The following is a 24,593-nucleotide window of genomic DNA, read 5'->3' on the forward strand; positions in this document are numbered from 1 at the left end:
GGGTAAAGTAAATTTGCCCGAAAATGTATTCAATCTAATAAGTGGTTTATCAGGGCATATCGGCCTGATAATCAATGGTTAGGCAGGGAGATTAGATAAAAATGCTTCAAATTAATCCTAAACGAATTCCTGGTAACTGGACGGAAGGATTTGCATTGGATTTCCATACTCTCAGTAGCCAATACATCGGTGATGACGAATACGGACATCCCCAATTTGACACAAAGCGCAGTGACGTCGGCGAATTGCTGTATAGGCTGAAATACGGAAAGGACAAATCCGTGCTCGGTGAGATCATTGTTACTGTTAGCCAGTTCATCAAATCCAAGAATTGGCCTGTAGATTTTATTGTCTGCGTCCCGCCGTCTCGAAAAGGGCGGCAGTTCCAGCCAGTTACTCCCGTTGCTATCGGGATAGGCAAGGCTCTGAGCATAGATGTCTGTGTCGACACTGTTGTGAAGGTGAAAGATACACCCGAACTCAAGAACATATTTGATTTTGAAGAACGAATGCGTATACTTAAAGATGCATTCGAAATCCGCAATCCGGTCGTTGCCGGACACAATGTCTTGTTATTTGATGATCTCTATCGTTCTGGAGCGACACTGAATGCGATTTCAGGCCTCTTGCAACAGGAGGGTAAGGTAAGAAACCTATATGTACTCACCCTAACTATGACTCGGAGTATACGATGACGAAGGTGTTTTTGGGAGGCTCTCGAAAGCTGAACCATTTGAATCGTGCGATTAGAGAACGAACTGATAATATAGTTGTTAAAGGCTATGAAGTCCTCATTGGTGATGCAAATGGTGCTGACAAAGCCATGCAGAAATATTTGGCCGATAAACGCTATAAGAACGTTATTGTCTTTTGCATGAGCGGTACTTGTCGAAATAATCTGGGAAACTGGCAGACCAAGACCGTGGCTTCAAACAGCAACAAAAAAGACTTTGATTATTTTGCGGCGAAGGACAGAGAAATGAGTGAACAGGCGGATTATGGATTCATGCTTTGGGATGGTAGGAGTAAAGGCACCTTGAATAATATCATCAATCTTCTCCAAGGTAACAAATACGTGCTGGTTTATTTCTCTCCCAGCAAAACTTTCTTTACGCTAAAGAGCCCGTCTGAGCTTGAAAATCTCTTACAGAAATGTGATCCGATGAGTGTCCGACGTTTCAATCACACCCTAAGAGTTACAGAACGACTTATGGATGCAAATGCCCAAGGTCAGTTGAAACTTGCCTAACCATTCACTCCAGCGGATGGCTTACAGCCCCCGCTGATTTCAATCGTTCACGATAATTACGATAGGGGGAGACGGGAGTAACCGATGCCAAAAATTTTCCGGGTAATGGAAATTGGAACAAAAGTATCTCTACATTAAGACCTTTGGCTGTCAGATGAATGTCCACGATTCCGAGCAGATTGCCGCGTTGCTTAAGGCCTCTGGATATGAAAGCACTGATGATTTCAGGAAGGCCGATCTGGTCATCGTAAATACATGCAGTATCAGGGAAAAGGCGGCGCAAAAGGTGTACACTCAGTTAGGGAGATTCAGAGAATTAAAGCGCAGTAAACCCGGCCTGATCATCGGGATGGGAGGATGTCTTGCCCAGCAGTGGCGATCTAAAATCTTTGCCCGGGCGCCTTTTCTGGACCTGGTTTTTGGCACCCATAATATTCATCAGCTTCCCGATCTTATAAGAACTATCGAAACGACGGGATCACGGGTTGAAGAGACGGCATTTCACGAATCGGTAAAATCGCTGGGCATCAGGGCGCTGCCGCAAAACGGGGCGGTCAGCGCTTATGTAACCATCATGCATGGTTGTAATAATTTTTGTTCCTACTGTGTTGTTCCTTACCTGCGGGGGCCGGAGGTGAGCAGACCATCTCAAGATGTTATTGATGAGGTTAAAGCCCTTGCCGACCACGGGATCAGGGAAGTGACACTCCTCGGTCAGAACGTCAATTCCTATGGTAAAACCATGGGGACTGATTTTGCCGCCCTGTTGCACGAGGTGGGAAAGATCGGGGGTATCGAGAGGGTCAGATTTACCACCTCGCATCCGAAGGACCTGTCTTTTGATTTGATAAGGTGTTATACTGATGTTGATAAGTTGTGTGAGCACATTCATCTTCCCGTTCAATCGGGCTCAGGCCGTATCTTGAGAATGATGAACCGGGGTTATACAAAGGCCCAGTACCTGGATAAAGTGGAAAGTCTCAGGAACATCTGCCCGAATATCAGTATTACTTCAGATATGATTGTGGGATTTCCCGGCGAAACAGAAAAGGACTTTCAAAAAACAATAGACTTGATGGAAAAAATCAGGTTTGATAACCTCTTTTCTTTTAACTATTCGGAACGTGAGGGGACCGCGGCGGTAAAGTTTGCCGACAAGGTGGATGAATGCATCAAGCACGAAAGACTGCAGGCGCTTCAATCTCTCCAGGAGAAGCATACTCTTGAGAGAAACAGGGCACTGGAGGGACGTGTAGAAGATGTACTGGTGGAGGGGGTAAGCAAGAAAATGCCCGACGAGATGACGGGAAGGACAAGGTCCAACAAAATTGTAAACTTTAGGGGAAAAAAAGAACTTATCGGGAAGACGGTTTCCGTTTTGATTACAGAGGCATATTTGCATTCCGTAAGGGGGGAACTACATCAAAAGTAAGCGTTCAGCTATCAGCCTTCAGTTTTCAGCAAAAACAATAAAGATAATAGGGGTTGCTGATCGCTGACGGCTGAACGCTTGCCATCAAAAAAGGGGGGGGGTTGACAGATGCTTATAGAAATGAAGGTATCCGGATTGACGCTAGATCCGATCACGAATACACCAATTGTAATTTTGAAAGATCTCCACGATAGGAAGGCTGTTCCCATATGGATAGGGATCTTTGAGGCCAGCGCCATCGCAATGGAGTTGGAAAAGGTTAATTTTTCCCGACCCATGACTCATGATCTTCTCAACGATGTCCTGGAGACCCTCGATGTTTCCGTCACGAAGATCGAAATAAACGACATCAGGAATAACACCTTTTTTGCCAATATCTATTTAATTAAAGATGGGAGTGAGTTCATCGTTGATTCTCGTCCCAGTGATGCCATTGCCCTTGCCTTGAGGGCCAATGCACCGATATTTGTTGATGATAAAGTTATCGAGAAATCCCGGAATGTAGATTTCGGCACAAAAATGGCGGATATTGATGATGTAAAAAAGGAAAAATTGAGGGAATTTCTGGAAAATCTTTCTCCCGATGATTTTGGAAAATATAAGATGTAAATCCTCTGTTCTGACGTATTGAAGCAAGTGCAAAGCGTAAGGCTAGCCAAAGATATTTTAAATTTCCCCTCCCCTTCATCCCCTCCTACAGGGGGAGTGGAGATTTTTGGGGGAAGATATTATGGAAAAAGCCATCGGAGATTTTGCCAGACACATGGAGATGGAGAGAAACCTGTCACACCATACGAGGAAGAATTATTTAACCGATTTGAGACAATTTAAAGCATTTCTCGAGATGAATCATATAACGGCGGGAAAAAACATGGGTGAAGATCTCAGCGGCGTGGATCATACGGTGGTCAAGGCTTTCCTCGGTTCCTTATACCGGGCAAAGGTGAAAAAGGTAACCATTTCGAGAAAGGTGGCCGCACTGAGGTCTTTCTTTAAATACCTCCTGCGCGAGGGAAGAATTAAGGTAAACCCTGCAGAGCTGGTTCAGGTACCGCCCCCTGAGAGATATATACCTGCCTTTCTTTCGGTGGATGAAATGTTTACCCTGTTAGCCGTCCAGTTTAAGCAGGATGCCTCTGGATTAAGGGACAGGGCCATTATCGAGCTGTTCTATTCTTCCGGTATCCGTCTTTCCGAACTTACCGGTTTGAACCTGGGGGATATTGATTTTAACCGGGGATTGATGAAGATCAGGGGGAAGGGCAAGAAGGAGAGGATTGTCCCGGTGGGTGAGCCGGCCCTTTTGGCCACTAAAAACTATCTTGAAAAAAGGGATGAATTATTAAAAGGAATGAGGGGAAATGCATCAGAGTCACCTATCTTTATCAGCAGGAGCGGAAGTAGATTAACTACGAGGAGTGTGGCCAGGATCCTCAACAGGTATGTCCTCCTCTCCGGGATTAACAGAAAGATCAGTCCCCATACGCTACGGCATACGTTTGCCACGCACCTGATGGATGCGGGAGCCGACCTGCGGGCTATTCAGGAACTTCTTGGCCATGAGAGCCTCTCTACTACGCAAAAATATACATCGGTGAGTGTAAGCAGACTGATGGAAGTTTACGATAAGGCCCACCCAAAGGCCAGAGGAGGTGTTGACAATTTATGAAAATAAGGGGAACCACTATATTAGCCGTCAGGCATAAGGGAAAAGTCACGGTGGCAGGGGATGGTCAGGTTACCCTCGATGTTACTGTCATGAAACATGGGGCGAAAAAGGTTCGCAGGTTGTATCACAATCAGGTCATCGTGGGATTTTCGGGGGCAACGGCTGATGCATTTACCCTCTTTGATCGGTTTGATCAGAAACTGGAACAGTACAACGGCAATCTTTTGAGAGCGGCAGTCGAGTTGACCAAGGACTGGAGGACCGACAGGGTCCTGAGACACCTGGAGGCCCTGATGATTGCCGTCAGTAAGGAATATTTTCTTATCATCTCCGGCAACGGTGATGTCATCGAAGCAGATGATGATGTGATGGCGATAGGGTCGGGGGGCCCCTATGCCTTAGCGGCGGCCCGGGCCCTTGTCAGATTTTCTGAGCTAACGGCGATAGAGATTGCAAGAGAAGCGATGCGGATCGCCGCAGATATTTGCATCTATACCAATGACAGGATTACCGTGGAGGAGCTGGATGTGTACCAGGAAACGGAATCAAAGGTAAAAGGTAAGGGATAAGGAGTGAAATTTATATGTCATCAAATAATTTAACACCGCGAGAGATTGTAGAAAGGTTGGATCAGTATATCATCGGTCAGGGTGAGGCCAAGCGGGCAGTGGCTATTGCCTTGAGGAACCGCTGGAGGCGTCAGAACGTCCCCCCTGATCTTGCAGAGGAAATATCACCCAAAAATATCATCATGATCGGTCCGACGGGGGTTGGAAAGACAGAGATCGCCCGGAGACTGGCGAAACTCGATAACTCTCCTTTTTTGAAGATCGAGGCGTCAAAGTTTACCGAGGTGGGTTATGTGGGCAGAGATGTAGAGTCCATGGTGCGCGATCTTGTAGACCTGTCAGTGAATATGGTTAAATCGGAAGAGCAGGAAAATGTAAAGGTAAAGGCGGCGGAGATTGCAGAGGAGAGACTTTTAGATATCCTTCTTCCCCCCAAACCTGCGGAAAGGAAAGCCGAAGATACGATTCCTGACAGGGATTCAGGACAGCTTGAAATTGAACAGACGGGGAGGGATACGACACGTGAAAAACTGCGCCGTCTCCTCCTTAACGGCAAGCTGGATGATCGTGTTGTAGATATAGAGATAGCGGACATGAGGACTGGCCCGATGGTTGAGATATTTTCTTCCTCCGGTGTTGAGGATATGGGCTTGAATATCAAGGAGATGTTTGGAAATATCTTTCCCCAGAGGAAGAGAAATGCGAGGGTCAAGGTTTCTGAGGCGCGGGAGATCCTGGCGGCCGAGGAGGCCCAGAAACTGGTAGATATGGATAAGGTAACCAGGACGGCCATTGAGAGGGTGGAACAATCCGGTATCATTTTCCTTGACGAGATTGACAAGATCGTGGGAAGTAATTCTTCCCATGGTCCCGATGTGTCGAGGGAAGGTGTGCAGAGGGACCTCCTGCCGATTGTGGAGGGATCCACCGTTAATACGAGGTACGGGATGGTCAGGACGGATCACATCCTCTTTATCGCTGCCGGTGCGTTCAGTTCTTCAAAGCCGTCTGATCTTATCCCTGAGCTTCAGGGGCGATTTCCCATCAGGGTGGAGCTGGATTCCCTCGGAAAAGAGGAATTCATCAGGATTCTCACAGAACCCCATAATGCCCTCGTCAAACAGTATATAGAGATGATGGCAACGGAAGAGATTAAGCTCATTTTCAAGGATGATGCAATTGCTGAAATTGCGGAAGTAGCGACAGTGGTCAATGAGAGGACGGAAAATATCGGGGCCAGGAGACTTTATACTATTATGGAGACCCTGCTGGAACAAATCTCCTTTGATGCACCCGAGATGGTGGAAAAGAAAGCGGTTATTGATGCGAACTACGTGCGGGAAAAGTTAGAAGACATTGTTGAGGATGAGGACTTAAGCCGGTACATCCTGTAAATAGGATTAAAAGCTCAAAGCTGAAAGGTCAAAAAAAAGCTTTCAGCTTTGAGCTTTATGGGAGGCATAAATGGACAGTGTCAAGAAATCTATGGAAAGAGCCGATATTCTTCTGGAGGCCCTTCCCTACATACGCCGGTTTTATAATAAGACCATTGTTATCAAGTACGGTGGCCATGCCATGGCGGATGAGGAATTGAAAGATATCTTCGCCAGGGACGTGGTCATGATGAAATACATCGGGATCAATCCCGTGGTGGTCCATGGCGGCGGCCCTCAGATCGGGAGTCTCCTGAAGAAATTAGGCAAAGACTCCAAGTTTGTCCAGGGGATGCGGGTAACAGATGAGGAGACAATGGCCATCGTAGAGATGGTACTCGTGGGGACAGTGAATAAGGAAATCGTGGGGCTCATCAATCGGCATGGTGGCAGGGCAGTGGGTCTGTCCGGCAAAGATGGCAATCTGACCAGGGCGGAAAAATATCTTTTGAGCGCAGAGAAGGCCAAGGATACACCGTCTGAGATCATTGATATCGGTCTGGTGGGCAAAGTTACGGAAATCAATACAGGCCTGATTACATCGTTGGAGGATAATGGTTTCATTCCCGTTATTGCCCCGACCGGTGTGGGGGAAAATGGTGAAACGTACAACATCAATGCCGATATTGTTGCCGGTGAAGTGGCGGCCGCCCTCAAGGCGGAGAAGCTTCTCCTCTTGACCGATGTGGAAGGGGTCATGGATGAAAAAGGTCAATTGATAAATACGATGAACGACAGGGAAGCCCAGGACATGATTCAGACAGGCCTCATCAAGGGGGGTATGTTTCCCAAGGTGAAGTGTTGTCTTAAGGCGTTGCGGGAGGGGGTAAAAAAGGCCCACATTATTGATGGCCGCCTAAAACACTCTATTCTCTTGGAAATTTTTACCGATATGGGGATCGGGACGGAGATTGTGTTGTCCCCGTGAATCTGTCGTATGTCATTCGTCGTATGTCGGATTCACAGGGATCAGGATTAAAGATGAAAATGACAACAGGAGAATTATTGGCCCTGGCGGATAAAAGTCTCATGGGGACGTACAAGCGCTTCCCCATTATGCTGGTGAGAGGTTCCGGTGTTAAGGTCTGGGACAGCGAGGGGAGAGAGTATCTCGATTTCGTGGCCGGGATTGCCGTTTGCAGCCTCGGTCATTCCCATCCGAAAGTGGTGGCGGCGATCAAAAAACAGGTGGAAATCCTCACCCATGTTTCCAATCTTTACTATACTGAGCCGCAGGTACATTTTGCCAGGTTTCTCGTGGAAAATTCCTTTGCTGATAAGGTCTTTTTTTGCAACAGCGGTGCGGAGGCCAATGAAGCGGCGATTAAACTTGCACGCAAGTACGCCCATGAGAACATGGCAGGGGACAGATACGAATTGATCACCATGAGGGATTCCTTCCATGGGCGTACCCTCGCCACAGTGACGGCGACAGGACAGGAAAGGTTTCAGGTCGGTTTTGCCCCTCTGCCGGAAGGATTTAAGTATGTCCCCTTTAATGACCTTTCTGCTCTGAAGGATGCCATTACGGAGAAGACCTGCGGGGTAATGCTGGAGCCGATTCAGGGAGAGGGGGGTGTGAGAATTCCCGATGATGGTTACCTCCGGGGGGTCAGGAAGGTCTGTGACGATCGGGGAATCCTGATGATCCTTGACGAGGTCCAGGTGGGGATGGGAAGAACAGGTTCTCTCTTCGCCTATGAGGATTACGATGTGAGGCCGGATATCATGACCCTGGCCAAGGCCCTGGGAAACGGTTTTCCTGTGGGGGCGATGCTAACAACGGATAGAATCGCCTCCGCCTTTGTGCCGGGCAGCCATGCCTCAACCTTTGGCGGGAATCCCCTGGCGATGGCGGCGGCCCTCGCATCAGGAGAGACCATCTTAAGTGATAGCATCTTGGAAAATTGTAAAAAGGTGGGGGCGTATTTTCTTGAGAAACTGGAGGAACTCAGGTTAAGACACGCTGTAATTAAAGAGGTGAGGGGGAAAGGTCTGATCATTGGGGTGGAGCTGGCCACCGGTGGTGATGAGATCGTAAGGAAGTGCATAGATAAGGGAGTGTTGATCAACTGTATCGGCGGTAATATTCTCCGTTTTGTTCCCCCGCTGATCATCACAGAATCGGATGTTGATCGGGCGATTGATATCCTGGACGGGGTGATGGAGGGCAGATGAAAAAAGTTGCCGAGATAGGTCAGTACAAATTATCAAAGTGCGTGCCTGTTTTCAGAATACGTATTATCCTTGCTGTGTCAACGTTTAGACCAAGAACATGTCTCAGGATATCCAGAGGTCTGACGGTTCCTTCCTCCCCGAGATGCACCTCCATTAGAAGCCTGTAGTTTTCTCTATTGAGGATCAGGATATCCACAAACTGTCTTATATTTTTTATGACCGACCTTCCCTTTGTCTCCCTGACAACAGTAAATGTTTCGGTCTGCAGGAAATGCTCGATTTTTTCAGCCATGGCGGACAGATCAGAAGCGGTGAATTTTTCCGGTAGAAAAATCTGATAGGCAAATCCCCTGACCAGCTCAGATAATGCCCTTCCCCGGGGCGCCTCCTCCATAGCCACAACTCTCATGCCTACCGGCAGGCGAGCATTGATCTTTTCCCTCAGGTCGTCCAGTTCCGCATGAGGTTCTTCACCCCAGATATCTGCATATTCGCCCATACTCTCCATACCCACGGAGGTGGCAAAGGCAAACGATACCTTCGGGTGTGGATGATACCCCCGTGAATAGATGAAGGAGAAGTCGCTCTGATTGAGTGCCCGGATAAGGGCGCCGGAGACCTCAAGATGCGAGAGAAACCGTGATGGTCCGAGCTTGGTAAATTGAATCCTGAATCGCTTTCCTTCTGAGGGCACACTGTGCTCCGGGCCTGCATTCAATCTTTTTTCTCTGGTAATACCGGCGAGGCGAACATCCCCACCAACCGAAGAGGGGTAACCTGCGGTGACAATACAGACGGTATCGTGGTCACATACCCCGCAGTCGTGGCAGGATCCAAAACGGCAGTCCGCCGTCAGTTCGCCGTGGAGCGATTTCTGGCTTTCTTTGCCAAGAAATTCCCTGCTGACCCCGCAGTCTATCCTGTCCCAGGGCAGAGATTCCGAAAGACCACGCTGGCGCAGGTAATCCTCAATGTTAATACCTGATTCGCGGATGGCCGCCTCCCACAGGTCAAATTTGAATTGGTCACCCCAGCCGTCAAAGCGGCATCCGAGACGAAATGCCTTCTCGATCAATATCCCCAGCCTCTCGTCTCCCCTTGTTAGAATCCCTTCGAGAAGGCTCATCCGGCTGTCATGCCATTTGATATTAAGATTTCGGGTGCATCTTTTGAAAAATTCCTGCTTCCCCACGGTCTCCTCCAGACCGATCTGACGCTCCCACTGGAAGGGGGTGTGAGGTTTGGGCACAAAGGTGGAAAGACTGACGGTGACCTGCCTCCTGTTTTCCCCTTCACGGAGAACCTTGTATCCGAGGTCAACGATACCATGCAAATCCTCCTCCTCTTCACCGGGTAGCCCCAGCATAAAATAGAGCTTAATCGCCCTCCAGCCGGCCTCAAAGACCGCTCCAGTGGTGGTAAGAAGATCCCTCTCTGTGTTGCCCTTATTTATGGCGTTTCTTAACCGCTGCGTCCCTGCCTCCGGTGCTAAGGTAAAACTTGTTTTTCGGACCCGCTTGATGTTTTCCATCAGATTTCGGGTGAGGGTCTCCACCCTCAGGGAGGGCAGGGCCAGGGCTACCCGTCTTTCACAGTAACAGTCCATGAGAGTGGTCAACAGGGGTTCGATCAGGGTGTAATCACCGGAACTGAGAGATAGAAGGGACAATTCATCATAGCCTGTTCTTGATAGCATCTCGTCCGCCATCCGCAGGAGGACCTCCGGTCGCCTCTCCCGGACGGGCCGCCAGACCATGCCCGCCTGGCAGAAACGACATCCCCTGGTGCAACCCCTTGCAATCTCTAAGTTAGCCCGATCGTGAATGATCTTCATCAAAGGCACCACAGGCCTTACGGGAAAGCACCATCTATCCAGATCGGAGATGACCCTCTTTCTGATCCGCTCTCCATGAGTATGAACGACAGGAACGTAAACTCCCTCTATCGCGGCAAGGGCAGCAATGATCCGTTGTCTTTTATTCCCCTTTTCCTTTCCCTCCACAACGGCATGGGCAACCTCCAGGATCACCTCCTCGCCCTCACCGATCACAAAGGCGTCTATAAAGGCCGACATGGGGGCTGGATTAAATGCGCAGGGGCCACCGGCGATGACGAGGGGGTGTTCTTCCTTGCGGTTCTTCCCTCTTAGCGGGATGCCGCCCAAATCCAGCATATTCAAGACATTGGTATAGGACAACTCATACTGGAGAGAAAATCCGACTACATCGAATGCATTCAGCGGTGTGCGTGACTCCAGTGAGGATAGCAATATATTGTTCTTCCTCATCTGTAGTTCCATGTCCGGCCAGGGAGCATAACACCGTTCTGCGGCTATGGTGGGGAGACTGTTCAGGATTGCATAGAGGATCTGGAGACCAAGGTGAGACATCCCCACTTCATAGGTATCCGGAAAAACCAGGGCAAAGCTCAGTTTGCATGTCTGTCTGTCTTTTCGAGAGGCATTGACCTCTCCCCCGAGATACCGGCTCGGTTTTTCCACGGACAAAAGTATCTCTTCCCAGTTCATATCAACTCCAGATGATCATGTGACGCGGAGATGCGCTTGACCTGCAATTCAGTCTCCTGATATAATAACCCATTAAGCCACTGATTTTCATTGACAGTTTGTCCTCTGTCGGTTACCTTACAACTGAGATCAACTTAGGAATCACCCCATGGAATCCAGGAAGAGAAAAATTCTCTTTACGAAGGAAATTATCGAAAAGAGGGTCCGGGAACTGGCCGAGACAATTTCCCGTGATTATGAGGGAGGGGAGTTAATCGTCATCGGTATACTCAAAGGTGCGTTTGTTTTTATGGCAGACTTGATCAGATGTTTTAGCATACCTTGCCTTATTGATTTTGTCAAACTGGTAAGCTACGGCGCCGGATCGGTCAGCTCGGGAAAGATCGTGATGACTAAAGACATTGAGACATCTATAGAGGGGAAAAACATTCTCATTATAGAAGACATCGTTGATACCGGCTTGACCCTGTCTTTCTTGGTAAATCTGCTCAGAGAGAGAAACCCCCGTTCGGTAAAGGTCTGCACATTACTCGATAAGAGACAGAGGAGAGAAGTTCTATTTGAGGCCGACTATGTGGGTTTCACCATCGAGGACGGTTTTGTTGTGGGATACGGTATTGATTTTAATGAAAAGTTTCGGTACCTCCCGGAAATATACATCCTCGAGGAATAACCAGGGAGGAGAATATGATCATCCAGTGCCAAAAGTGTGCAACGAAATTCAGGTTTGATGAAACCCTGATAGATGGGGATGGGGTATGGGTCAGATGCAGCCGTTGTCAAACGGTGTTTTTCCAGGACAATCCTGGAAAGGAGAAAATCACCATCCCGTCAAGCAGGGTAGAAGAGAGAAAAATCGTTGTCCCCTCTGAGGAAGTGGAAGATATCGATGATTTGATCAGAGGCATCGAGCAGATCAGGGATCAGGAAATAGGGGAAGATGAGGAAAGGGCCACCGAAGGAGAAGTAAAGAGAGGTGGGTTGTGGACCCCATGGAAACTGACAGCGTACATAGTCATCGCCGTTCTTCTGCTGTCCGCTGTTTGTCTTTGGTTCTTTCCCCGGATTGGGGAACAGGCATGGGAAAGAACGTCCCTCTATATACCGTGGGCGGAAAAGATTGGAGGAACAGACCGGCAGGGTGAGATATTCGATCAACCCCGTGTCAAGCTTAAAGACATCAAACAGCGCTTCGTCAATAACTTGCTCCTGGGAAATCTTCGCGTCATCGAAGGTACAGCCGTTAACAGTTCAGACTTTCCCGTTACCGGCATTCGGGTACGAGGAAGACTATACGATGCCTATACCATGGTTGCAGGAGAACAGATGTCCTATTGTGGTAATTATCTAACCGATGAAGAACTGGGATTCCTTCCAGAAGATGAAATTAAGAAGGAACTATCCAATCCCCGGGGAAGTGATGTTTCCAATAACCGGATTGCACCCAACGGTCAGATCCCCTTTATGATCGTATTCTGCCACCGACAAGACAATGTATTCAAGACAACGGTTACCTTCGCCGGGGCTGAACGCCTGTTAGAATAAAGCGTGAGGGTACCGCAAATTGCCGGAACTAACAGTTAAAAAAACGCGAAGACCTTCCTGACTGAGCTGATAACCTGGTCCGAGTAAGTAGGTAAAGTCACTAAGTCTTTCAAGAAAAAGGCAATCTATTTCTTACATTTATAGGTAATCAATATGCCCGTAATAATTAAGAAAAGATCAGAGAAGGCCGGCCTTCCACCCGGGGCCCTCGTTCACATTGGAGAGAAAAAGAGCGAAAAAACAAAAATTACCAGGTTAAGTTATAATGAGCTGGAGATTGAGGAAATAGAGGCCCTCTCCATAGAAGAATGCCTCACATGCAAAGATGGGTCTAAAGTTACCTGGATCAATGTGGATGGTCTGCATCAGATTGAGATACTGGAAAAGCTCAGTAATTATTATGGATTGCATCCTCTTATACTGGAAGACATCCTCAACACGGACCAGCGTCCGAAGGCGGAAGACTTAGGTGACTTTATCTTTATCGTTGTGAAGATGCTTTACTATAACAGTGACGATGAGATCGCCACCGATCAGGTCAGTTTAATCCTGGGGGAAAATTTTGTCCTTTCCTTCCAGGAAAAGGAAGGGGATATCTTCAACCCTGTACGAGAGCGGATTCGCGCCGGAAAGGGGCGCCTGAGAAAAGAAGGGGCGGATTATCTGGTCCACGCCCTGTTGGATATCATTGTGGATAATTATTTTATCATCATGGAAAAATTAGGAGATGAAATAGAATTTCTGGAAGATGAACTGGTTACCCATCCGACACAGAAAACCTTGCAGACAATCCACAAGATGAAGAGAGCAATGATCTTCTTAAGGAAAGCTGTCTGGCCTCTGAGAGAGGTAATCGGGACTCTGGAAAGAGGAGAAACCCCGCTGATCAAGGAATCTACCGGGATATATCTGAGAGATATCTATGACCATACTATCCAGGTCATGGAGACCATTGAGGTGTTCCGTGATATGCTTTCCGGGATGTTTGATATTTATCTTTCCAGTATAAGTAATAAAATGAACGAGATTATGAAAGTTCTCACCGTCATCGCTACGATATTTATCCCTCTGACCTTCATCGTCGGACTATACGGGATGAATTTTAAATACATGCCGGAACTGGAATGGCGGTGGGGTTATCCGGTGGTCTTGATTTCTATGCTGGCAGTAGTAATCTTTATGCTGGCCTATTTTAGAAAGAAGAGATGGTTGTAAAGGCGCACTCTATTCAGTTCATATCTTCCCGGCAGTCCCTCTTGTTTTCTGCATACCAGGTGAGACGATGGCAAATACCCCGAATGATCTTGACTTCTTTTGCAAGGAGTTTTGTCCTGGAGAGCAAGCGGCGGATATGCATCATCCCTTACCCCGACAGGCATTTATCCTCCGCTTCTTTCCTTTTTTTATTGCCCTTGACAGGTCTGTTCTGATATTTTCAATCTATGGAACAAAATATATCCCGGATTCTCTCAGAGGCTGCCGGTGCCATTGGTATCACTCTCGGGGAAAGGGAAAGGATCCTCTTTTCTTCGTACCACAGAGAACTCCTCGCCTGGAACAAAAAGATCAACCTGGTCTCGGTAAAGTCCCCTGATGAAATAATAATCAAGCATTTCGTTGATTCCTTAACACCCGTCCCGTTTATAAAAAACAGGGATAGTAAAGTCCTTGATATCGGTACAGGTGCGGGATTCCCGGGAATCCCCCTGAAGATAGCCATTGATTCATTAAAAGTCTGCCTTCTCGAGGTCTCCCGTAAGAAGGCATCCTTTCTCAAGCATATCGTCCGCACCCTCAGTCTTGAGGAAACAACGATCATCCAGGAGCGAGTCGAGGAGGTCATGGAAAGAGAAATTTATCGCCATGTCTTCGATGTGGTTATCTCAAGGGCGACGTTCAAATTATCCCAATTTCTCTCGATGGGCGCTTTTTTCCTCTCCCGTGACGGCATCCTGATCGCGATGAAAGGACCAAATATCAAGGGGGAAGAACTCCGGGATGCCGCTGCGACCTCCGAAAAACTGGGACTGACATGCGTCGGCTGCCACGATCTCAGACTCCCCATCATCGGTGATCTCCGAAAAATAATGATCTACAAAAAATTTTAAGCTTTTAGCAATTGGCCGTATGTGCATCCATAGCAGAATAGTTGCCGGCCTTCTTCAATACCTCCATCATCTCCTGGTGTATCTTCCCATTTGAGGCCAGGATATGAGGCGATGAAAGGCAAAAATCCTTTCCCAAAAGATCTGTCACCACACCGCCGGCTTCTCCAACCAGAAGCCATCCGGCAGCCATGTCCCAGGGCATCAATTTAAGCTCCCAGAATCCATCAAAACGGCCTGCGGCGACATAGGCCAGATCAAGAGCCGCCGAGCCGGCCCGGCGAATGGCCTGGGCACTGACAGCCATGGCATTAAAATAAGCGATATTATTGTTTTCAGACTCTCGAATGTCATAGGGAAAGCCAGTCGCCAGCAGGCCTTTAGAAAGATCCCTTGTATCTGAAACGGAAATCCTCTGTCCATTCAAAAAGGCACCCCTTCCCTTTTCCGCCACAAACATCTCGTTTAGCATTGGATTGAAGATGACACCGAGGTATATCTCACCCTCCTTTTCCAAAGCAATGGATACACAGAAAACGGGATAACCATGGGCGTAATTTGTTGTCCCGTCAAGGGGATCAATAATCCAGCGAAAGTCCGAGCCACTGTTGGTTCCGATAGATTCTTCCGTTAGGATGTCATGATGAGGGAATCTTTCGTGAATCCTCCCGATGAGCAAATCCTCGGATATCCGGTCTGCTTCGGTGACAATGTTAATCTCACCCTTGTAATCTATGGTGTGCTTTTTGTTCAGCATTTCTTTAAGAAGTGTTCCCGCTTCTCTAACAATAGCTATGGTAAATTCTCTGTAATCACTCATGGGCTGTTAATGAAAATAGATTTTCACCGCTCGTGGGTCCCCCCAGTATGATAATTAGTTTAACACGGGACGAATGTCAACGGAGAAATCAAGGATATTTCTTTTAAATTCTTTCCTCGGTCTGCCAAACTTTTCCCCACATCAGTTTTAGCCAGAAACCCGCTGCAATAGAGAGATTCGTCATTGACACACAAACATAATTTTTTCTATACTTTTCTCAAGGCAGAGGTGTTATTCAAGAATCCTTGAGGAGGCACGAAAAATGGATGAGAAACTAAAAGCGGCAATGGAAAATTGGGAGAGAGAAAAGCTTATTCCCGCGGAAAAGAAAATGCCTTCCCGGCAACGGCGTTTTACTACCAGTTCTGCAATCGAGGTCAAAGCCCTCTATACTCCTCTGGATGTGGCGGATGCGAACTATTTAGAAGATATAGGTTTTCCCGGAAGCTACCCTTACACGAGAGGAATCCAGCCCACCATGTATCGTGGACGGCTCTGGTCTATCCGTCAGTATGCCGGCTTCGGCACACCGGAGGAGAGTAACCGTCGCTTTCGTTTTCTGTTAGAACAGGGACAAACGGGGTTGAGTATTGCCTTCGACCTTCCCACCCAGATGGGTCTGGACTCTGATCACCCTATGGCACACGGCGAGGTGGGAAGGGTAGGGGTAGCCATTGATTATTTGCAAGACATGGAAATAATGCTCAAAGACATCCCGCTGGACAAGGTCAGTACTTCTATGACGATCAATGCCCCCACTGCCATCATCCTGGCGATGTACGTGGCCGTGGCCGGACGGCAGGGGGTGGCGCCGGCGAAGCTGACAGGTACGGTACAGAACGATATCCTGAAAGAATACATTGCCCGTGGCACTTACATCTTTCCCCCCAGACCTTCTCTGCGCCTGTTAGCCGACACCGTTACATACTGCGTAAGGGAAATGCCCAATTTCAATTTTATCAGCATTGGCGGCTATCATATCCGGGAAGCGGGATCCAATGCCATCCAGGAGGTAGGGTTTGCCTTTGCCAATGCCATCACCTATGTCGAGACCTTAATCGCTACCGGCCTGGATGTTGACCAGTTTGCGCCCCGCATCTCCTGGATTTTTAACACACAAAACAATTTCCTTGAAGAAGTCGCCAAGTACCGCGCTGCCCGCCGACTGTGGGCCAGGATCATGCGGGAACATTTTGGCGCCAGGGACCCTCGTTCCTGGATGTTCCGTACCCATGTCCAGGATGGAGGATCCTCCCTCACTGCCCAGCAACCGTTCAATAACCTGATCAGGGGAACTATCCACGCCCTGGCCACGGCGCTGGGAGGTGTCCAGTCTATGGCCATCTGTTCCTATGATGAGGCGCTGTCCATCCCCACCGAGGAATCCGCTACGCTCTCTGTACGGATCCAGCAAATTATCGCCCATGAAAGCGGTGTGGCCGATACCATTGATCCCCTCGGCGGCTCTTACTATGTGGAAGCACTCACTAACAGAATGGAAGAGGAAATCAAGACCTGTATCAAAAGAATCGAAGAGATGGGTGGTGCGGTGGCGGCCATCGAAAACGGCTATATGAGCAGGCAGATAGAAGAAAAGGCCTACCGTCACCAGAAAGAAATAGAGAGCGGCGAAAAGATCATCGTAGGTTTAAACAGATTCGTCACCGGGCAGGAGCAGCCGATAAGGGTGCAACCGGTTGACCCCGAGGTTGAGAGGCAACAGGCGGCGCGTTTGAAAAAACTCCGGGACGAACGGGACAACCGGCGCGTAAAGGAGGTCATGTCCAGCGTGAAAGAAAAAGCCCGGGGCGACGCCAATCTAATGCCTGCTTTAATTGAGGCCGTAGAGGCCCAGGCTACGATTGGCGAAATATGCGACACGCTACGGGATGTTTTTGGAGAGTTTAGAGAAAATCAGAGAAGACAGTAAGGATAAGGGGCCTGGTCATCGTCACCAAAATCCTCACGACAATACTCCGGGCGCAACTCTTCAGTCTTAGCCTTCTTCATAAATCATCCTCTCATGGCGGGTCATAATGAAGAAGAAAAGGGAAAGGAAAAGGGGAAAAGAGGTCAGAGTTATTTTTGTATTAGATATATAATTGCACGAGGAGGAGGGACATAGAGCATGGAACGCACATATCTACGGCTTTGTGGGTGGGCTTTTGGGGTCAAATCTTTTTTCTTGGCATTCTCCAAATTTCCATTTGTAAAAAATAAAGATACCTCCATCCCGCGTCTATCCCGCCCCTGTAAAAGATCAGTTTGACTGATTTTACTGTGGGGAGATGCTCTCCTATTTTTATCCCTCATTTTTCGGTTCCCCTGTTCTTGTACTCATCCCCGATGGCTTTCACCCGCTCTACAATCGTTTTCAGAGGCGTATGGGGATGAAAGATCTCCTTTACTCCTAATTCTCTGAGTAAGCGTTCGTTTTTTTCCGGGACAATACCACCAACGACCACAGGTATATTTCCGATGCCCCGCTCCTTCATCTTATCGAAAAGTACGGGAATAACGATATCAGGGGCTCCCTGCATGATCCGGCAGCCGATGATATCCACATCCTCTTGTATTGCCGTTTCCACTGTCTCTGGCGGTGTTTGAATACCGCCCAGAATCACCTCTATCCCCGCATCTCTCATGGCGCTGGCTATTACCCAGTAGCCCCGCTGGTGATAGTAATCATCCCTTACCAACAAAAACCTGAGCGCTTTTTCCATGTCTGCTTTTTACTCCTTTCCCTTCAGGCGAGCACCATGGGTGGGCTGCAAAGATAGGGTCCTTCGCCCGCCTGATTGTATGCCTCCGACTTGAGCCCGGCAAATTCTCCCTGTGTCATGCCGCACTTTACCGCCTCAATCAGAGGAGGCATCATGTTCTCTCCGGCCCGCAAGACCTCAAGAAGAACATTCATCGCCCGCTTCAGTTTACCGTCGTCCCGTTCCCTCTTTACCTTGTTTAACCGGGCAATCTGCCTGTCAAGCACGGCGGGATCGTACTCGGATATGCATTCAAAATCCGCATGCTCCTCCAGCACCTTCAAGGCCCGCATCTGGATGTCATCTTCATCCACTAAGGTGTTGACTCCCACCAGCAGCCTTTTGCCGGTATCAAGCTCCTCCTGACTACGCATGGCGGCTTTCCTTATCTCATTGCACATCCAGTCCCACGCCTTGAAGGCGCCTCCCAGGGATTGAATGGTGTCAATAATGGAGATAGCTTCCTCTTCCAGTTTGTTGGTGAGCCACTCCACGTAATAAGAGCCGCCGAGGGGATCTATGACGCTGGTGACCCCCGTCTCCAGGTCAATGATCTGCTGCGTCCTTACCGATAGTAGAGCGGAAAATTCCGTAGGGATGGCCAGGGCTTCGTCAAATGAGTTGACGTGGAGGGACTGAACACCGCCCATGATTGCGGCTAAGGCGTAAATTGTGCTTCTTATAAGGTTATTGAAGGGTTGCTGCTTGGTGAGGGTGGGAGCGAAGGTCTGGCAATGCATTCTGCACAGCAGGGAATTGGGGTTCTCAGCGTTGTAACGCTCACGGAAGATCCTGGCCCATACTCTCCTCAGGGCACGGAATTTGGCTACCTCCTCGAAAAAATCGGGGCCGGAGTTTATAAACCAGGTTACCCGATGAAGGAAATCATCAATGCCGATCCCCTTGGCGATCAGGGCATTGCTTCCCGCCATGGTGGTGGCAACGCCAAAGGCTATTTCCTGGGCGGCGGTGCAGCCGCCTTCCCTCACATTCCTCATGTCGAGATAACCGATATTGAATAGAGGCACGTTTCTGGTACAGTATTCTAACATGTCTATACATTCATTCTCGGGCCTCATCCAGTTCGACATGCTCCCCCTGAGTTTCTTGAAATCAATGCCACGTTTCTCGGCAATGATAAGATAGCAGGCCAGGGCGTAGGCTGTTGACGTGATCATGTGCACAGGATATTTTGTCATGTCAATGCCATCGAAGAGAGTCTCATAATCATAAAGCGTATCCAGGACTACGCCGCACCTGCCCACCAACCCTTTTACCCTCTCATCGTCGCTGTCGGCACGAGCGCCCGAGCCATCATCCTTCACAAAGGAAAGGGCAGAGGCCCCGTGGGAGAGGAGGAATTTCCACCTCTTGTTGGTTTCCTCCGCTGTCCCGACCCCCGTGACCTGTCTTATATTCAGGCGGCGAGAAAGGTAACCGGCCGGAAACACGGAACGTGTATAAGGGTACTGCCCCGGGAAAGAGATGTCCTGCAAAAAATCTGTTTTTGCGATATCATGCGGCGTATATAGGGGCTTGACTGTTAAACCGGAGAAGGTGACATACTCTTTTTCGGCGTCTGGGATCTTACTTAAAATCTGACTCAGCTCTTCCTCGTATTTTTCCTGAAGGATTTTTAACTCTTTTAGCATATCCTCGTTGCACATTGATAACCTCCCCTTCATTGAGCATCTTGAGAAAACTTACATCAAGGCGCTCAAAATTGACACATTTAGCGCCCGGAAGTCAAGTTTTTAGTCGTTGACATCCTGAAGGCGTCGTCGTATAAAATCAGAAAAGCCAGAATCCAGAAGTCAGTCAGAATGAAAAGACATGTTCCCTCCTCCTGCTCGTTATTCTGGCTTCTGACTCCTGGCTTCTGAATTCTATAGGAGTTTGCCCATGCCGCTGTTAAAGCAGCAGCAACCGGCAGCCCTGCTGGTTCTGGAAGACGGAAGTGTGTACCGGGGATATGCCTTTGCCGGATGCGGCGAGGCTATGGGAGAGGTGGTCTTCAATACCGGGATGACCGGTTACCAGGAGATTATCACGGATCCCTCCTATAAGGAACAGCTTGTCACCATGACCTATCCCTTAATCGGTAGTTACGGGATTAATCCTGAGGATATGGAGTCAGGCGACATCTACCTCGAGGGATTTATTGTGAGGGAATATCAACCATCTCCAAGTAACTGGCGCAACCGGCAAAGTTTAAAATCCTTCCTGGAGGAACATCATAAGATCGGCATCGAAGGGATTGATACAAGGGCCCTGACCCGACGCATCAGACAGGAAGGCGCCATGCGCGGCATACTTTCCACCGAGACGGATGATACCGATCTTTTACTGGAGCGTGTACGGGCATACCCCGGCCTGGTCGGCAGGGACCTGGTCAAAGAAGTTACCTGCAAACAACCATATTTATGGAAAGACGGGGCGCCGCAGCCGATCAGGGAAGGGAAAGAACGGTACTCACAGGGGCGGTTGCGGGTTGTTGTTCTCGACTGCGGTGTCAAATACAACATCCTCCGTAATCTTGAAAAGTGTGGTTGTGATGTCTTTGTCTTGCCCGCCACGGCCTCCGAAGGGGAGATTCTTTCCTGGGATCCCGATGGCGTGCTCCTTTCCAACGGACCCGGTGATCCGGCTGCCCTGCCCTATATCGTGGAGGTGGTTCGCAGGATGTTAGGGAAGATTCCCCTCTTCGGTATCTGTCTGGGACATCAGATATTGGGACAGGCCCTGGGGGGCAGGACAGAGAAACTTAAGTTCGGCCATCACGGTATCAACCAGCCGGTCAAAAACCGGCAAACGGGACATATCGAGATCACCTCGCAGAACCATGGTTTTGTTGTACTACCGGAATCCCTTCCGCAGGATTTGGAAAAGACATACGATAACTTAAATGATAATACCTCTGAAGGCATCTCTATCCCCGCCCTTAAGGCCTTTAGCGTGCAATACCATCCAGAGGCGGCGCCCGGTCCGCACGACGCCACTTATCTCTTTGAGAAATTTGTCCAGTTTATGAGGAAATCACCGTGATCCTCGTTATTGATTTTGGTTCTCAGTACAATCAGCTTATCGCCAGACGTGTCCGTGAGCGCCACGTGTACTGTCAGATCGAGCCCCCGGAGATAGATCTCGCGAAGATAAAGGCAATGCAGCCGGAGGGGATCATCCTGTCCGGGGGTCCGGCAAGCATCTATGAAGAGAGAAGCCCACGGGTAAACAGGGGCATCTTTGACTTGAATATACCGATACTCGGTATCTGCTACGGTATGCAGTACATGATTGACGCCCTGGGGGGTGAAGTGGTCAGGGCCGAGAAACGGGAATACGGCTTTGCCGAACTCCACCTGAAACACCATGATGGGATCTTCTCCAGCATAGAGGAAAAGACAAGATGCTGGATGAGTCATGGAGATTCTATCGGCAGACTACCCTCTGGTTTTGAGATTACCGCCTCTACGGAGAATACAGAGGTAGCGGCGGCAGAGGATGCGGCACGGCGGCTTTACGGGTTGCAGTTTCACCCGGAGGTTGTCCATACCTCTGACGGAGGGAAGATGCTGGCAAACTTCCTCTTTCGTATCTGCGGTTGCCGGAAGACATGGACGATGAAGTCTTTCGTCAGGGATACCGTAGAGGAGATCAGGGCGCAGGTCGGTGACAGGCGGGTAATACTCGGCTTGAGCGGTGGCGTAGACTCTTCTGTTGCCGCGGCGCTGCTCCATCGGGCCATCGGAGACCATCTTACCTGTATCTTCGTGGACAATGGTCTCCTGGGAGAGGATGAAACGGAGCTGGCGAGAGAATTCCGGGGGCGCTTCCATATTAACGTGAAAATCGTCAGCGCCCAGAGGCTGTTTCTTGTCGGCTTGAAAAAGGTCCTGGACCCGGAAAGAAAGCGAAAGATTATCGGGCGTATTTTTATAGAGGTTTTTGAAAGGGAGGCCCGCAAGATCAAGGGAGCAGAATATCTTGCCCAGGGGACCCTTTATCCCGATCTCATCGAGTCCCGGTCGGCATTCGGCGGCCCCAGCGCAGTTATTAAATCGCACCATAATGTGGGTGGGCTTCCCCAGAAGATGGGTCTGAAACTCATCGAGCCGCTTAAGCACCTCTTCAAGGATGAGGTGCGTATCCTGGGTAAAGAACTTGGCCTCCCCGACGACATCATCTGGAGACAGCCTTTCCCCGGTCCCGGTCTCGCTGTACGTATTATCGGCGAGGTTACCAGGCGAAGGCTTTCCATCCTGCGTAAGGTAAATGCCATTCTCCTTGAAGAGATAAGGGGGAATAACCTCTACCGTAAGTTATGGCAGTCCTTTGCCGTCCTCCTGCCGCTGAGGACGGTGGGGATTATGGGGGATCAGAGAACTTATGAGCATGTCGTGGCTATACGCGCCGTAACGAGTGACGATGCCATGACGGCGGACTGGGCCAGGCTGCCCTATGACCTTCTCGGCAGGATTTCTAACCGCATCATCAATGAGGTGAGGGGTGTAAACCGGGTCGTCTATGACATCAGTTCAAAACCGCCCAGTACGATTGAGTGGGAGTAATCTTTTTTTGAGATGAGATGATAGATGACGGGAAATTAAGTATAGCGTTCGCAGAATTCAGCATGATTTTCACCATAGAATACCTTTTTATTTGAACAGGTTAAGCAAGAATCAGGCATGGTATGATAGGTAGAATTATCCTATCATGATATTATTTTTCTGTCTATTATCTGTTAGGGCACAGTAAGAAACAACCGAACGGAGGATATATGCGATTACAATTGACAGCGGTTTTTGAGAAGGTCCCATTGGGCTACATCGCCTATGTTGAAGAACTGCCCGGTGCAAATACGCAGGGGCGTACCCTGGAAGAAGCCCGATCCAATCTCTTTGAAGCGGTTGAGATGACCATTGAGGCCAACCGGAATCTGTTCGAAGAGGAAATCCGGGATAAGGTATTGATTAAAGAACCCTTCGCAGTGCTGACTGCATGAAGCGGGAAAAACTTATCAAACACCTGCGGTTGCATGGATGCGAATTCCTACGGGAAGGTGGCAACCACACCGTTTTCGTCAATCACCGAGAGAAAAAGGCTTCGACCGTACCCAGGCATCGGGAGATTGATGAAGGTCTCTGCCTCAAAATATGTAGGGATCTGAATATTCCAAAGCCCTAACCAGTCATTCAAGCCGACCGGGAATTCCTTCTGTGGCTTACAACATCATCTCCGGCCCGGCGGCTTAACTCTACGTTAGCATCGAATAATTCTGGAGGTAAAATATGCCATCCTTAATCATCCATGCACCCGAATACCAAGTTCGCGAAGGTGCAAAGAGCTTCGAAGACACTTTTAGAACAGGCATAGGAGAGGCATATGCTCTCAATAGCTCAATATTGCGACAAGTTTTCCTAGAGGGGATGATACGTCCCGGCTGGCGAGTTGTGTTGTTATGCAAAGACAGAAGACGTAGGGCTGAGGGCGAACTCGTCAGGCTTGAACCTGCAATAAGAGATGGCAGACCATGGTTTACGAACAACCATATTCGGAGATATGATGTCTACGTAGAAAACTTCGAGATGGTCCCATATAGACCTGAAGCACTCAACCGGAATGGGGTAGCGGTTATCTGATTTTGCAGATGCTAACCAGTCACTCCAGCCGACCGCCTATGGCGGCGGCTGAGCTTGGCGTGTGTGCCGGGCATGGCACGGGACTAACGGGGTGCAAGTCCCCGAACCAGGTTATCGCGGAGCCGAAGGTTAGGAGAAGGGCAAGGGCGTCGTCGTGAGGCGGGGTCTGGAGGAAGCCCAATCCAAAAGTGCGGGGCGACGAACAGGAACCGGATATGAGGTGTGGTACGTTCGGGGCGAGCGGGCACGTGACTGCGAAGCCCTCCATCCGCAAATGGGGCGTGCTTTATAAATCCGGCGTTTACGCACGGAAAGTTCTGTGTCTTACCCCGGGAGGTCTCCTGTGTGCCCTGGGAAGTCGCGTGCGACGGAAATTGGCTGAGGGTTGAGCGATCAACCCTGACCGCAGAGGAGAAGTCAGCAGAAGGCATAGTACTTACTGAGAAGTAGGGAAGGCCCGAACGGTAGTAAAGGCAAGTATCATCTGGCCTGTGGCTCAACATGCCCGTCCGTAGGTGGGGGCTATAGAGTTGAGCCGGAGAGCCTTATGAGAAAGTCTTGGCATGTGGTATTATGCTCAAACTACCGAACCGCCCTGTTCGTGATCCGAATGCAGTGGTGGTGTGGGAGGAGGGGAGTCGTGAGGCTCCCCCCTATCCCGATTA

General features: G+C 49.2%; 23 protein-coding genes. 18 read left to right on the forward strand and 5 right to left on the reverse strand.

The genetic code is table 11. The annotated features are described in order from the left end of the window. The first annotated feature begins 101 nt into the window (after positions 1 to 101). From QMD03_04025 to QMD03_04065, 9 genes are all read left to right on the forward strand, one after another. Positions 102 to 695 carry a hypothetical protein gene (locus QMD03_04025; GenBank protein MDI6776400.1) on the forward strand — a complete coding sequence of 198 codons (594 nt, stop codon included), beginning with the start codon at positions 102 to 104 and terminating at the stop codon, positions 693 to 695. Then, the gene (locus QMD03_04030) at positions 692 to 1,249 is read left to right on the forward strand and encodes a hypothetical protein (GenBank protein ID MDI6776401.1); all 558 of its coding nucleotides are present in this window, start codon (positions 692 to 694) and stop codon (positions 1,247 to 1,249) included. The genes QMD03_04025 and QMD03_04030 overlap by 4 nt, the downstream gene beginning before the upstream one ends. Positions 1,250 to 1,361: 112 nt before the next feature. Next, the gene (gene miaB / locus QMD03_04035; GenBank protein MDI6776402.1) at positions 1,362 to 2,681 is read left to right on the forward strand and encodes a tRNA (N6-isopentenyl adenosine(37)-C2)-methylthiotransferase MiaB; all 1,320 of its coding nucleotides are present in this window, start codon (positions 1,362 to 1,364) and stop codon (positions 2,679 to 2,681) included. Between the two features lie 108 nt (positions 2,682 to 2,789). Continuing rightward, positions 2,790 to 3,290, forward strand: a complete 501-nt coding sequence (locus QMD03_04040) for a bifunctional nuclease family protein (GenBank protein MDI6776403.1) — start codon at positions 2,790 to 2,792, stop codon at positions 3,288 to 3,290. 121 nt (positions 3,291 to 3,411) lie between these two features. Further along, the gene (xerC, locus tag QMD03_04045) at positions 3,412 to 4,350 is read left to right on the forward strand and encodes a tyrosine recombinase XerC (protein ID MDI6776404.1); all 939 of its coding nucleotides are present in this window, start codon (positions 3,412 to 3,414) and stop codon (positions 4,348 to 4,350) included. After that, the gene (gene hslV, locus QMD03_04050) at positions 4,347 to 4,919 is read left to right on the forward strand and encodes an ATP-dependent protease subunit HslV (protein ID MDI6776405.1); all 573 of its coding nucleotides are present in this window, start codon (positions 4,347 to 4,349) and stop codon (positions 4,917 to 4,919) included. Before xerC ends, hslV begins: the two co-directional genes overlap by 4 nt. Before the next feature lie 14 nt (positions 4,920 to 4,933). After that, positions 4,934 to 6,313, forward strand: a complete 1,380-nt coding sequence (gene hslU, locus QMD03_04055; protein MDI6776406.1) for an ATP-dependent protease ATPase subunit HslU — start codon at positions 4,934 to 4,936, stop codon at positions 6,311 to 6,313. A gap of 70 nt (positions 6,314 to 6,383) precedes the next feature. Then, complete coding sequence (argB, locus tag QMD03_04060) at positions 6,384 to 7,280, forward strand: acetylglutamate kinase (protein ID MDI6776407.1); 897 nt, start codon at positions 6,384 to 6,386, stop codon at positions 7,278 to 7,280. A 53-nt stretch (positions 7,281 to 7,333) separates the two neighbouring features. Beyond that, positions 7,334 to 8,530, forward strand: a complete 1,197-nt coding sequence (locus QMD03_04065; GenBank protein MDI6776408.1) for an acetylornithine transaminase — start codon at positions 7,334 to 7,336, stop codon at positions 8,528 to 8,530. Between the two features lie 19 nt (positions 8,531 to 8,549). Here QMD03_04065 and QMD03_04070 read toward each other — a convergent pair whose 3' ends face one another. Beyond that, positions 8,550 to 11,057, reverse strand: coding sequence for a TIGR03960 family B12-binding radical SAM protein (locus QMD03_04070; protein ID MDI6776409.1), 2,508 nt, complete (start codon positions 11,055 to 11,057; stop codon positions 8,550 to 8,552). Positions 11,058 to 11,205: 148 nt separating this feature from the next. Here QMD03_04070 and hpt point away from each other — a divergent pair, with 148 nt between their 5' ends. The 3 genes from hpt (at position 11,206) to corA (ending at position 13,817) form a co-directional block, all read left to right on the forward strand. After that, on the forward strand, positions 11,206 to 11,730 hold the full coding sequence (gene hpt / locus QMD03_04075; protein MDI6776410.1) for a hypoxanthine phosphoribosyltransferase: 525 nt from the start codon (positions 11,206 to 11,208) through the stop codon (positions 11,728 to 11,730). A 14-nt stretch (positions 11,731 to 11,744) separates the two neighbouring features. Then, the gene (locus tag QMD03_04080) at positions 11,745 to 12,602 is read left to right on the forward strand and encodes a DUF3426 domain-containing protein (GenBank protein ID MDI6776411.1); all 858 of its coding nucleotides are present in this window, start codon (positions 11,745 to 11,747) and stop codon (positions 12,600 to 12,602) included. Positions 12,603 to 12,755: 153 nt separating this feature from the next. Then, entirely contained in the window at positions 12,756 to 13,817 is a 1,062-nt protein-coding gene (gene corA, locus QMD03_04085; GenBank protein MDI6776412.1) for a magnesium/cobalt transporter CorA, read from the forward strand. Between the two features lie 13 nt (positions 13,818 to 13,830). On the opposite strand, the gene QMD03_04090 is transcribed toward corA, so the two are convergent. Continuing rightward, positions 13,831 to 13,962: a hypothetical protein gene (locus QMD03_04090; GenBank protein ID MDI6776413.1), complete on the reverse strand. Its 132-nt coding sequence runs from the start codon at positions 13,960 to 13,962 to the stop codon at positions 13,831 to 13,833. An 82-nt stretch (positions 13,963 to 14,044) separates the two neighbouring features. On the opposite strand from QMD03_04090, the gene rsmG reads away from it, so the two are divergent. Continuing rightward, entirely contained in the window at positions 14,045 to 14,710 is a 666-nt protein-coding gene (gene rsmG, locus QMD03_04095; GenBank protein MDI6776414.1) for a 16S rRNA (guanine(527)-N(7))-methyltransferase RsmG, read from the forward strand. Positions 14,711 to 14,714: 4 nt separating this feature from the next. Here the strand turns inward: rsmG and QMD03_04100 are convergent, their stop codons facing one another. Further along, complete coding sequence (locus tag QMD03_04100; protein ID MDI6776415.1) at positions 14,715 to 15,527, reverse strand: inositol monophosphatase family protein; 813 nt, start codon at positions 15,525 to 15,527, stop codon at positions 14,715 to 14,717. A gap of 262 nt (positions 15,528 to 15,789) precedes the next feature. On the opposite strand from QMD03_04100, the gene QMD03_04105 reads away from it, so the two are divergent. Beyond that, a complete protein-coding gene (locus tag QMD03_04105; GenBank protein ID MDI6776416.1) occupies positions 15,790 to 17,457 on the forward strand; it encodes a methylmalonyl-CoA mutase family protein in 1,668 nt (555 codons plus the stop codon). Between the two features lie 379 nt (positions 17,458 to 17,836). Here QMD03_04105 and QMD03_04110 read toward each other — a convergent pair whose 3' ends face one another. Both QMD03_04110 and QMD03_04115 read right to left on the reverse strand, forming a co-directional pair. Further along, positions 17,837 to 18,250, reverse strand: coding sequence for a cobalamin-dependent protein (locus QMD03_04110; GenBank protein MDI6776417.1), 414 nt, complete (start codon positions 18,248 to 18,250; stop codon positions 17,837 to 17,839). A 23-nt stretch (positions 18,251 to 18,273) separates the two neighbouring features. Continuing rightward, a complete protein-coding gene (locus QMD03_04115; GenBank protein ID MDI6776418.1) occupies positions 18,274 to 19,956 on the reverse strand; it encodes a methylmalonyl-CoA mutase family protein in 1,683 nt (560 codons plus the stop codon). Between the two features lie 235 nt (positions 19,957 to 20,191). Here QMD03_04115 and carA point away from each other — a divergent pair, with 235 nt between their 5' ends. The 4 genes from carA to QMD03_04135 all read left to right on the forward strand — a co-directional run bounded on the left by carA (position 20,192) and on the right by QMD03_04135 (position 23,928). Beyond that, entirely contained in the window at positions 20,192 to 21,334 is a 1,143-nt protein-coding gene (gene carA, locus QMD03_04120; GenBank protein ID MDI6776419.1) for a glutamine-hydrolyzing carbamoyl-phosphate synthase small subunit, read from the forward strand. After that, a complete protein-coding gene (guaA, locus tag QMD03_04125; GenBank protein MDI6776420.1) occupies positions 21,331 to 22,857 on the forward strand; it encodes a glutamine-hydrolyzing GMP synthase in 1,527 nt (508 codons plus the stop codon). The genes carA and guaA overlap by 4 nt, the downstream gene beginning before the upstream one ends. A gap of 209 nt (positions 22,858 to 23,066) precedes the next feature. After that, entirely contained in the window at positions 23,067 to 23,291 is a 225-nt protein-coding gene (locus QMD03_04130) for a type II toxin-antitoxin system HicB family antitoxin (protein MDI6776421.1), read from the forward strand. A 286-nt stretch (positions 23,292 to 23,577) separates the two neighbouring features. Beyond that, the gene (locus QMD03_04135; protein ID MDI6776422.1) at positions 23,578 to 23,928 is read left to right on the forward strand and encodes a hypothetical protein; all 351 of its coding nucleotides are present in this window, start codon (positions 23,578 to 23,580) and stop codon (positions 23,926 to 23,928) included. Positions 23,929 to 24,593 lie beyond the last annotated feature (665 nt).

The sequence above is a fragment of the Syntrophales bacterium genome (genome assembly GCA_030018935.1).
Lineage (GTDB): Bacteria > Desulfobacterota > Syntrophia > Syntrophales > CG2-30-49-12 > CG2-30-49-12.